The following is a 12,147-nucleotide window of genomic DNA, read 5'->3' on the forward strand; positions in this document are numbered from 1 at the left end:
CCTGCAGTAGCAGTCGTACTACCATCTGCATCTGTTGTTAATACAACGCCTTTACTAAGCGATAAATCACTAGTTGGATTAACCGTTAACGTTGCACTATTCTGTTCATTAATACATACATTATCAGGGTGCGTTACAATTACATTATATGTATTCCCATTAAGGCTTGTGGTTGGATTTGTAACTGTTAAAGTAGCACTATTAAATCCTGTATAAACTCCACCATCTGTAGTACCATCAATATTAGTTCCATTTCTTTGCCATTGATAAATTATAGCTCCAGAAACGTTTGTCGCAGGAGGAATTGTATAATTTGGTGTCCCTGTAACAAAAGTAGTTGTAGATTCGGCAGTTGCAGTTACACTAAATGTAGCCGTTTCTCCAGCATTTACCGTTTCATTTCCCGGAGTAGTTGTAACCGTCAATTGTGTCGCAACAACCTCATTACCAGTCACTCCATTATAACCACCGGTACCACCGGTTACTAGACCATTTCCATCAAAACCTGTACCATCTAAAACACCATCTTCTGGAGTTGTATCAACTCCACCTGATTCTATGACATCATCACAACCATCATTATCACTATCCAAGTCCTGTCCATTAGGATCGCCATCTCCATCAACATCCATATTACAAGAAGGCGTTAATTCTAAATTAAATTGAAAACTACCTACAAAACCTAAATTAGTATACCTAATTTCTAAATCATCTCCTTTAGTAACATTAAAACTAAAAGAATCGTTTGGAGAATCTGAAGCTCCACAACAAAAAGAAGCAAAAACTTCTCTGGTTCCATTAATAAAAAGCTCGAATACATCATCAACACTAAATCCAGTGCTTCCAAAGGTTAGCACTCCATCTATATCAGCTTCACGTTTGAATATCGTTTGGTAATAAGGCTGAAAACCTACATCATTTATATTTGTTCCTACATAACTTGGAGGAACTAGACCTGTACTCGTATTTGTATCAAAAACTCCTGGCGAAGTCTCAGCATAAGATCCTGATTCATTAAAGCTTAAAGAATTTCCACCTAAAAAAGCCTCTCCAACAAAAGTAGGTGTACCCACAGAACCATTAAGTGTACTATTCTGATTACTGTTGCCAAAAGTAGAACCTACAATTGCAAAATGCCCACTATAATATTCAGTGTCCCAATACCCTACTCCAAAACTACCATCTTCTACCCCATCAGGATTACCAATAAGTACTTGACTTACATAGCATTCATTTTCATCCAGTATACCGTCATTATCATCATCTAAATCAGTCCAATCTGGTTCTCCATCCATATCAGTATCTACAGCGGACCCATTAATCGTTATTATAAGATTAGCATCATCAATACTAAGAAGTGCATCTCTTAATTCATAGGGAATCGTGTCTGTAAGAGTTTGCCCTACCAGCAAATTAGCCACTGCAGGGTTTGTAGTATCTACTGTATACGTATATGTTCCATCTGGATTAACAGTAATAAATCCATAGGTGGTAGCCACGGTTGTTGCTCCAACAACAGGAGTTCCATTAATAGTTATCACAGTTACCCCATTATCTCCTTGCCAAAAAATATCCGAAATACCTGCTATTTGTCCACCAGGATCAGCTGCAGTTGCATCTGGACCGTAATTGTATGATAATACTAATTGATTAATCGGCCCATCAAACGCCACATTAATATTACCCGTAGCATCAGAAGGTACAGCAGAACCTGTTCCATAATAAGCATCTCCACCGGCATCTACAATTCCGCCAGTTATAGTATTAGTAAAAGTTACAGGGACACCATCCAAAAACCCTTGAATCGTCATTTGATCCTGCCAAGCTGTTCCCTGTGAATAATCAATATCTACTACTAAAAAACCAAGGTTAAAAACTTCTTGATCAAAATCAACTGTGATAGAAGTATCAGCATTTGGATTTGTGGCAGGATCTATATTAAACAATAAATATCCTGTATGACCTCCATTAGTAGCTGTATTCTGAGAAGTAAGATTACTAATAGTTCCTATATTATTAGGATCCGCTTCGGTAAAATCTAATGTTATTCCATCTATAGTTCTTGATAAACCATTCACTTCTTGCCCATTGGTAAATTGACTTTCCCAAACGAGCATGGATAATGGTCTATCTAATAGATCCTGCCCATTAACTCCATCACCTTCTATAAGGTTACTGGTTGCGGTATTCGTAACTCCTACAGTTACGCTATTAAAATCATCTACTGCTACTGGTGGATCATCCACTCCATTTATCGTAATTGTTAAAATTCCATAATCAAAAGCTCCTGTACTATCCTCAACCGTATAAGCAATGATATCATCCAAACTAGTTCCATTAATCAAACCAGCGACTGCGGGATTGTCATTATCTACTGTATATGAATAACTGCCATCTGATTGTACCGTTAATGTCCCGTATAATGTGTTATAGGGAACTCCAACAAAACCAGGAAACACATTAACCTCTGACACAGCTAACACATCCCCTCCTGCTGAAGCATCCGTATCATTTGTAAGAACATTACCTGTAACTGGTACTATGGCATTTGCAGCGATACTATTACTATCGTCTACTGCTTCAGGATTTACCACTATATTTATAATAGTTTGAGAAGTAGAAGAACCTCCGGTAGTATCATTAAGTGTTACATCTAATGTTCTAACCCCTTCTGTGTAGGGTGATGTGAGATCTCCATAAAATATTGTCTGTATAAAATCCTCTAATATATTATTAGGTATTGGATCATTCGTTGTTTCAGTTATCACAAAACTAGTTCCTGTTTGTGCTACTTCTAAAATAATTCCTCCTCCTAGATCATATGTAAATGTGTTATTTGCTGTAAAAAAATACAAATCAAAACCAGCTCCATTATTTATAGCTAATAACTCACTTGCATCTATATTTCCAGAAACAATAATCGTAGCGTTTGAAATTGTACCTGTATCCGATGTAATCTGTACCTCTCCTCTAGAGATTGGGAAAACATTACCTGTAGTTGGTTCTAGAAAAAACTCATAATCATCTCCCACGGTAATTCCATCCAAATCTAAAGTAGGTGGATCCAATGGCGATCTCGAAGAAAATGACCTGCTAGAAAACACCGGTAACGATTCTGTCTTAAACTCTACCTTTGATCTACTTAGCAATAAATCATTACCCTGCAACCTGTTTTCTTGGTCCTGTGGATAAAAATTTTGATATGCTTCAACTTTTGTGATTGATAATTCCTTCTGAGAAAAAATATCCGTAGGATTGATAAAACAAACTAAATATAAAACAGATAAAAAGAATGTTAATTTTCTAGTTTTTTTATACTGCAATTTAACCTTTGTATTTTTTTTGTCTAAAAAGATTAGTTGATTAGTGATAGTTTCATTATTTACTTTTTGCATCAGTACACCTTAGATTTTAATATTTTTCTTAATAACAATTTCAACTAATAGTAAAGACAAACAGTTATTTATTCTTTACTACTAATTCGGTTAGGGTTTATATAGAAGTTTCTACTTACGTCTATAACCTAATAAAGACTTGACTATTTAATTGCTTTTCCTATCCTTAAACTTAGAAAAAACCACTTTAGAAAATTTTTGTTTATCGATAAAACTGTGGTTATCTTAAGTCGAAAAGCATTTTTGTATAGATCAAGTACTTTAGAGTTTATTATATATATATGGGTACGGAGTAGGTTTACTAGAGAATTCCTAATATGAAGTATAGCAGCATTAGGTGGTAATTGAAAAAAACAAAATATTTTCTTTTGCGGTCTGTTCTGAAAAAAGAATTTCCAACATATATTACGGAGATTCTTAATATTTCTTTTATTTAGAAATCTAACCAATTTCAGTTTCAAAAAACTTTTTATAAAAAAAGAGTAAAAGTCACTTAACCAGAAAATCATAGTTATATATGCATATATATGTAATGATAATTTATTCCTTAAAGTAATTATTTTCATACACACCTATTATTAAGAGTTTACTCCTTTAATTAACCAATTAATAAAGTAATACTAAATAGTAAAAATATAGATTCAATTTTAATTGAAAAACACGTCAAAAAAAGACAATATTAATTTCAAAACAAACAACAGTTAAAACATTTAAATAGCGACTAAAAAAGCACATGTTAAAATGTTAAAAATTGTCGAAAATCAACGTGTTAAAAATTAACATAAAACTTATACATATCATCATCAAACGCCAAAAAAACATTTTATAAATTTTTAACATTTTAAATTTACTTATATTAATTTGATTATCAACAAACAATAACCTCAAAATATATACTTAAAAACCGTAATAATAAAACAGGATTAAATTCTAAAACAAAATAGCAAAACACATTTAAGAGATATTTCCCTTTAAAAAATACATAAATTATTCACACAAATTCCCCGTTAAACAAAAAAAATAATCAAAAATTTAATTTTAAAAAATACGGGGAATATTACATCTTAAAAACAATTTGTAACAAAAGTCTAATTAATGAACAACCAATACCAGTTTACAATGAAGCTCAAACTTTAATAAATATTTATACTGTATTAGTTTTAATGATTACTTTCAATAAAAAAACCCTCCGATCAAGGAAGGTTTTACTAATATTTATATGACACAATACTGTCTAGATCATTACTCTCCGGTAATACATGTGCATTGCCCTGTAAAGATGTTTCCTTGAACAGTTCCTGGACAATAATCACTGCAACTACTCATAACATAATCACCACCGTGAACTGTTTTTTGTGCATTTTTACTTAATACAGTTACACCGATAACACTTTTTAGATTTTTCATAATTAAATAATTTTAGGTTTATATTAAAGGATATGGGGTATATTGATTACTCTCCTGTAATACAAGTGCACTGTCCGGTAAAAATATTACCCTGCACTGTTCCTGGGCAATAGTCGCTGCAGCTAGCCATAACATAATCCCCGCCATGAACGGTTTTTTGCGCTTTTTTACTTAAAACACTCACACCCTGTAAACTTGATAACTTTTTCATAATTAAAATAAATTTGATTTTTCTGTAAACATTTTACGACACTTACAGATTATGTCGAAAATCCATATTATGATATTCTTCTAAAAAACATCATATATCTTATGATTTCAGAAAAAGGAACTATAAAAAGAAAGTTTGTGTGAAGTATTAAAGTACATTATTAATACGATGCTAATCTACTGAAAATCAAATATAAATACATTGTATCCATTACGGCTTTGCCTCAATTAACAACAGAATTAACGCTAATCAAGAAAAACACATTACAGATCATAAAAAAAAGTTAATTTTATTCAAAAAAAGGGGAAAAATCCCCTGTATAAAAATTTGATTATTCGATTTTTTTTATGTCAACTTGGTAGTATTACAATATTTTGCTCTCTATCAATATATTACCAAATAAAAAAAGGATAGCAAATAGCTATCCTTCTTATCATATTAGTTTAAAAAAGTGTTTTATATCCTATACAAAACCTCTTTTACGTGCTTCTTCTAATAATTTTTGATCATCCGCCTTTGCAATAGAAAACATTTCTTTTATCTGATTCTTACGCTTCTCAATTGCACTCAATGACAAACTTACGTAATTAGGTAAATTCTTCGTTTTTACACCTCTAGATAAATGATATAAAATCTTTAGGTTTTTCTCATCTAACGAGAAGTTATTAGTCATCATTTTTCTAAAATGATTATTCACCGTAGCGCTATAATAAGGAGTACCACTTACTATATTATTAAAAGCCAATAATAACTCACTAGAAGTAAGATCACTTTTTATTAAAAATCCTGATGGATTTATATTCTTTAATATATTATGAATCCTATGATCTTCTCTATGCATGGTAAGAATAATAATCTTAGCCTTAGGTAATAATTCTTTTGCATGTTTTGCTAAATCCTCTCCCGATGTAATTTTCCCATCAGAAGAAGGTGGTAATTTAATGTCCACAAAAAGCATATCATAAGGAGTCGTCTTAGAAGATTTTAGAATATTATCATATGCATCATCACAATTGGATGCGATATCTATTTTAATCTGATATTCTTTTTGATTTTCTCCTAATAAGGTGTTCTTGTATCCTTCAATAATCATTGGATGATCATCAATCATAAGAACTTTTAACTTTTTCTTCATCTTTAAAATTTTGTGTGTCAGTTGTTATCCTATCGGTTCTATATAGTAGTAACTATAGTTATCACCTATTATTATATGGAAAACCAGATCAGACAACTTTTTACATTAATTAAATTGGTATACCAACAGATACTTTTGTACCTGAATCCTGATTACTTATAAAATCTACTACACCATCCATTTGAGTAACTCTAGATGTAATATTTTTTAAACCAATTCCCCTTTTGACCTTACTGCTTTTGAATCCTATTCCATCATCTAAAATAGTAAGATTTATTTTATCATCCACATAATCGAAGTTTATTTTTACGCTTTTTGCACGAGCGTGCTTAAATATATTCTGCAAGGACTCTTGTATAATACGGAACAGATTTACTTTTTTCTGATCATCTACCGTCTCCCAGTCTATGTTTTCATCATTAGCAAATGCAAAATCCATTTTATGTACCGTACATAAATCACTCACCAAACTCTCTACTACATCCACATAAGCAATATCAGGTGATAAGGTTTCTGTACCAAGATCATGAGAGATCAATCTAATTTCTCGTTCTATAGATTTAAGCTCATCTATGTATTTATTTCTAGCATCCGTAAATCCATCATTTGCTCGCTGATTGATACCATCAAGACTTAACCGCACACCAAATAACCTACCCAACACACCATCATGCAACTCCTCGGACATACGATGTTGCTCTAATTTACGGCCTTCTTCTAATTTTAATTGCTGACTAAGTAGTAAACGATAAATCTCTTGATTGGATTGCTGCTGATTCTGCTCGAACAATAATTCTTTATTGCTCTGTTGCTGTTTAAAAATCACATAACCTAATAAAGATAAGACAGACAATCCTAGAATTGCAAAAATTAAATATTGATTTTCTCTACTTATTGCTGCAATTTTCTCAACCTTTTCTGCAGTTTCAAACTTTATTCTAGCAAATTTATTTTTAAACAAACGCTCCTCTCTTTGAAGACTATCATTTAGTTTAATATAATTTTGAGCATACACCAATCCTTCGCCACTACCCGAAACCTGGGAGAGTAATTTATAAGACTGTAATAACTCTACATTATTATTAACCTTGGAAGAAGCATCTCGCGCTCTCTCTGCAAATGTCTTTGCGATACTGTCATTACCTTTTAATTGATAATATTCAGCCAAATGCAATGTATTGGTCGATATACCAACCAGATCCTCCAAACTATCTCTTATTTTGAGGGTTTTATTAAACACCTCAAGAATATCTTCATCATTCTTCCCTGATAAAAATTGAACATAAGCCAGATTGTCTAAGTACCTAGCGTATCTCTTAGGTCTTTTGTCCAAAAAATCTTTAAATGATAATGCCTTTTTATAATATTCTTCCGCTTTATCATATTCTTTAATTGTTTTATAAACAGTTCCTATATTATTATTTCCTAAGGCAGCATACAACGTTTCCTTTTCCGTGTTTTTTGCATATTCTATAACTCTTGAATAATACTCTACAGCATCATCATAACGCTCCATATGCTTAGCAACGATTCCTAAATTATTGTATGATAACGGTAAATAAGAAAGATTTCCTGACAGTTCAAATTTTTTGATTGCTCTGATAGTGAGGTCTTCACTTTGCCCATAATCCTTAACCATTCTGCATAGTTTTGCTAAGTCAATAAGAACTGTACCATGATCAAAAGCATAATCCATAGGATTCATTGAATTACTATTATCTAAAGCACTATATATTTTATCAGAGCGATAAAAATTCTTGTAGGCACTATCCAATTCTCTATTCCTAAAATATATACCTCTAAACCAATACGATTTAGCAATAGACAATGAATCCTTAATAGAAATAGCCAGATCTAACATTTTTTGATCCATTTCTGAAGAAGTTTCATAATCCCCTAGATCATAATATATTGTAGAAATTTCCTCTATTCTTTTTAGTTTTAATTTAGTATCTCCTTCAAGAGTGGAATATAATCCATAGGCTGTATTAGCACTTTGCTTTCTTTCTCCTAAAGTTTTACTTTCATCTTTAGATTTTTCTATATGTGAATCTATTAACTTGTATTTTAACTCTTCATCTTTGAAATCGGTAGTTTTTGTATCGCAAGAACAAAAAGTAACGATTACAACAATGAAAAATAGAATTGATTTATTTCTTGAAAGGAAGTTCATTTCGCTTTAAAATCTTTGTAAGTATAATTATCAAACTAAAATACGAAAAATAAAAAAGCCGTTTGCATATCACAAACAGCTTTTAAATATATTTTATATTTAATTTTTAGTTTCCTCGTACTGTTTCATCATCATCTTCTTCACCTGCAAAATTTTCAAACTCTACCTCATCAATTCCTACTTCTTCATTAATACTGTCTGACTCACAAGCGATGAACATTGAACTTACGAATAATACTGCGAATATTGTTTTTATAGCTTTCATAACGGTTTATCTTTTATAATTATATTTTATTCTGGTTTGTAATTATTTGTTATTAAAATTTTTCCTTTTCAAGACTTTTTTTGCCCTGCTCGAATGGACTTTAGTCCACTCTAATTTTTGTTGTTAAGGATTTCGCTGGCCAGCTAATACTTAGATTTCTCTTTGTATATCCTTTTAGTAAATGTGTAATAGGTTGATAACCTTAATTGTACACTACAAATGTAGGGAGATTGCCCCCTCGCGCCTAATATATTAAGGTGTGTTTAGTAGATGGATACCTCTAGGAAGTAGATGGGTAGATTATACGAGTGGATGACCCGATTTTAAAAAACACTTAAAAGTGTAGGAAATAGATTACCGATTCAGTTCCGGTAAATAAACCATAAAAAAAGCTTAAAAAAAACAAAAATCAGATAAAACGAAGTATCGTGTCTTTTTACAAATTAAACCGTCTTGACCACTGAAAGATAAAGAGTTATAGATTTTCCCCGAATTTCTACAAAAAAATTCCCCTGAACACATGTAAGTATTTAGCTTCAAAATAAATCGAAAAAATCCCCACTCCCCAAAAACCATACAGCAAGAAATAAATACTAGATAGTAGCGGGAATTTTTTTATCCAAAAAATAACCCTCTTGCCATATAATTATAATACGGAAACATAAAACTAAAAAAGCAAAGTGCCACAAACCATATCCGAAAAAACAAGGGAATTCTACAACCACAAAATTCACTTATTTACTATAAACAAGTAAAATTATCAATCAAAACAAAAATAATCCAGACAGAAAATTCCTCCTTTATTATTACTAAATTCTATTAAAAACAAAAAAACCTCCCCGAATTGGGAGGTTTTCTAGACCTGCGTTTTATTATACAAATGATATTGTGTGATATATTATCAAATAAAACAATTTGGCTGTCATCATACACATTTACTAGATACTTATAAATAACATCCTAATCATTATTATCAGTCTCTTAGTGCTTTTTACTACACATATAAGAAACTATTTTTTGCTAGTGTATCCTTTATCTCTTCTACGTTTGTCTTATAAGATTTAGAAAAAGGAATCATATCACTAGTGTTCTTAATAGCACATTTTGCTTTACCAAAATGTATCCTAGATACATATTTAGTATTGATTATATAACTATTATGGATGCGAACAAAATGATCTGGTAATAGATTCTGAAAGTGCTTTAGCGTCTTGAACGCCTCTACCTTATTACCACTACTCATCATAAAATCAGTAGTATTATTATCTGCTTTCAGATACAATACCTCATCGATATTAACAAAGCGATAATCTCCATAAGACTTAAAGCACAGCGTATTATCCAACACTTCATCAAAGTCCTTCTCGAACCTTAATAAGGTTTTAATAAGATCACTTTTGCTTAGAGGTTTTAGGATATAATCCAGCACACTATTACGTATACCTTCTATAGCATACTCGGTAGTTTTAGTCATAATGATAAACTCAGGCAAGTTTGTCATATACTTAGTTAGTTCTGACAATAAATTATACTGCGTTTTGGACGATTGAACTCCCGGAACTTCCGGTTCAAGAAAAACCAATCTAGGTTTTCTTTCTAAAATTAAGTCCAACGCTTCTTGCTCATTTTTAGCAATTCCGGTACAGATATAATCATTGTGATCTTCTAATGCGATCTGAATTGTGCGTGCAGAATTCTGATCATTATCAATAATGATGTAAGGGTATTTCATGAGGTAAACAATTAAAGGTTAGCGTTGGTTATTAAATACTGTCAGTATTCAAAAAAAAATTGTACACATTTACTGACTACAAGTTATGTTTTTTAATAATATCAAGGTTACGGTAAAACCACAATATTAATACGGAGCCGTACTATTTACGGGGTTTAAGGGGATTTCTTTGATCGAAATATATTGCATGTTATCGGTTTATGGGGTTTAGATTCTCTAAACGAAAAAAGAAAAGAATTAGTATATATGACCTAAAAAAAGTGAAATTAACCTAGAAAACACAGGATAAACCAATGTTTTGCACAATTACTAGTAATCAAACATTTACAGTTTACATCTAATTTTTATAAATCATTCTATCCATGAATTCTATTATTTTATTTAGAAACAGATCTACTAATTAAAATATTTTAAATAGTTTTAGAAAAACAAATTCTAATGAAAAACGTAGTTGTGCTCACGGGCGCAGGAATTAGTGCAGAAAGTGGTATTAATACCTTTAGAGATGCTAATGGATTATGGGAAGGTCATGATATTATGGAAGTCGCCTCCCCAATCGGATGGAATAACAACCCCAAATTAGTATTAGACTTCTATAACAAAAGACGAAGTCAGTTACATACCGTAGCCCCCAACAAAGGCCATTTAGCGCTGGTAGAATTAGAAAAAACTCATAACGTAACAGTTATCACCCAAAATGTTGATGATCTCCATGAACGTGCAGGAAGTAGTAATGTGGTACACCTACACGGAGAACTCTTAAAAGTCCGAAGTCAATTTGATGAGAATCTAGTTTTAGATTGGAAAACAGATCTTAATCTTGGTGACTTATGTGAACATAATTCTCAGTTACGACCACACATTGTATGGTTCGGAGAAGAGGTACCTATGCTGAATAAGGCTATAAAGATTACGGAACAAGCAGATATTCTAATTATTATAGGAACTTCTATGCAAGTATACCCGGCCGCTAGTTTGGTACAATTTGCTCCTACGGATACACCTATATATTTTATAGATCCTAAACCTGCTATTTCTCCAAAAGAAAATCTAACCATATTAGCAGAAAAAGCTACAATTGGTGTCCCAAAAGTGGTACAAGAATTAGCTGGATAGTAAACAAATAATAACCTAAAACTAATGATTAATCTAGAAGAGGAAATTAAAAACACCAACCACTCTAGAGAAAAACGAAGCCATTTTGCAAACTTAATCTTGCAAAACCCTGAGTTATTACCTCAACTTATCGAAATCTGTAATCAAGTGGATGATGAGATCTCGTGTAGAGCTTCGTGGGGATTAGAGTTTTTATGTAAAAAAAAGTTAGAAGCTATTTTACCTTATATAGATGCCTTTGTAGAACTCATCCCTAAAGTTCATCAAGATCCTGCAGTACGCCCCATGGCAAAAATATGTGAATACCTAATACTCGCCTACTATAAAGAGAAACTACCTGTAGTTCGTGAAATGCTCTCAACATTACATTTAGAAAAAATAACAGAAACCTGTTTTGATTGGCTCATTTCTGATCAAAAAGTAGCTCCTAAGGCTTATTCCATGACCAGTTTATACCTTCTCGGAACGGAGTTCGATTGGATACACCCAGAACTAAAGATTATATTAGAAAACAACTACCATAGTGGAAGTGCTGCTTATAAAGCTCGATCCCGAATGATTTTAAAAAAGATATAGAGAATTAATATAAATCATAATTTCTATCTATATAATTATGAAATTCATATAAATCTTCAATTTTAATCTTTGATATGTAGACAATCAAAAAATCGTTCTTTGTACTTCGTTATTCCTTATTAAATAAATTATCTTTG

Annotated in this window: 9 protein-coding genes; 2 read left to right on the top strand and 7 right to left on the bottom strand. The window is 31.7% G+C overall.

Features of this window, described 5'->3' with window-relative positions:
- The 7 genes from H526_RS29270 to H526_RS0115280 form a co-directional block, all read right to left on the bottom strand.
- On the bottom strand, positions 1–3,395 hold a 3,395-nt coding region (locus H526_RS29270; RefSeq protein WP_035085725.1), incomplete at its 3' end, for a beta strand repeat-containing protein.
- Positions 3,396–4,637: 1,242 nt separating this feature from the next.
- Positions 4,638–4,802 carry a hypothetical protein gene (locus H526_RS31820; protein ID WP_155839703.1) on the bottom strand — a complete coding sequence of 55 codons (165 nt, stop codon included), beginning with the start codon at positions 4,800–4,802 and terminating at the stop codon, positions 4,638–4,640.
- Between the two features lie 18 nt (positions 4,803–4,820).
- Entirely contained in the window at positions 4,821–4,949 is a 129-nt protein-coding gene (locus H526_RS32510; RefSeq protein WP_281171955.1) for a hypothetical protein, read from the bottom strand.
- A gap of 527 nt (positions 4,950–5,476) precedes the next feature.
- Positions 5,477–6,148 (bottom strand): response regulator, encoded by a 672-nt coding sequence (locus H526_RS0115265; protein WP_027393808.1) that lies wholly within the window; start codon positions 6,146–6,148, stop codon positions 5,477–5,479.
- 109 nt (positions 6,149–6,257) lie between these two features.
- Positions 6,258–8,321: a tetratricopeptide repeat-containing sensor histidine kinase gene (locus H526_RS0115270; RefSeq protein ID WP_027393809.1), complete on the bottom strand. Its 2,064-nt coding sequence runs from the start codon at positions 8,319–8,321 to the stop codon at positions 6,258–6,260.
- A gap of 106 nt (positions 8,322–8,427) precedes the next feature.
- Positions 8,428–8,586, bottom strand: a complete 159-nt coding sequence (locus H526_RS31825; protein WP_155839704.1) for a hypothetical protein — start codon at positions 8,584–8,586, stop codon at positions 8,428–8,430.
- 994 nt (positions 8,587–9,580) lie between these two features.
- Positions 9,581–10,318 (bottom strand): LytR/AlgR family response regulator transcription factor, encoded by a 738-nt coding sequence (locus H526_RS0115280; RefSeq protein WP_027393810.1) that lies wholly within the window; start codon positions 10,316–10,318, stop codon positions 9,581–9,583.
- A 438-nt stretch (positions 10,319–10,756) separates the two neighbouring features.
- Between H526_RS0115280 and H526_RS0115285 the strand changes: the two genes are divergently transcribed.
- Positions 10,757–11,434, top strand: a complete 678-nt coding sequence (locus H526_RS0115285; RefSeq protein WP_027393811.1) for an SIR2 family NAD-dependent protein deacylase — start codon at positions 10,757–10,759, stop codon at positions 11,432–11,434.
- Positions 11,435–11,458: 24 nt separating this feature from the next.
- Positions 11,459–12,010 (top strand): hypothetical protein, encoded by a 552-nt coding sequence (locus H526_RS0115290; protein ID WP_027393812.1) that lies wholly within the window; start codon positions 11,459–11,461, stop codon positions 12,008–12,010.
- Positions 12,011–12,147: the final 137 nt, after the last annotated feature.

Origin of the sequence: Aquimarina latercula DSM 2041, from assembly GCF_000430645.1 — a bacterium.
GTDB classification, from domain to species: domain Bacteria; phylum Bacteroidota; class Bacteroidia; order Flavobacteriales; family Flavobacteriaceae; genus Aquimarina; species Aquimarina latercula.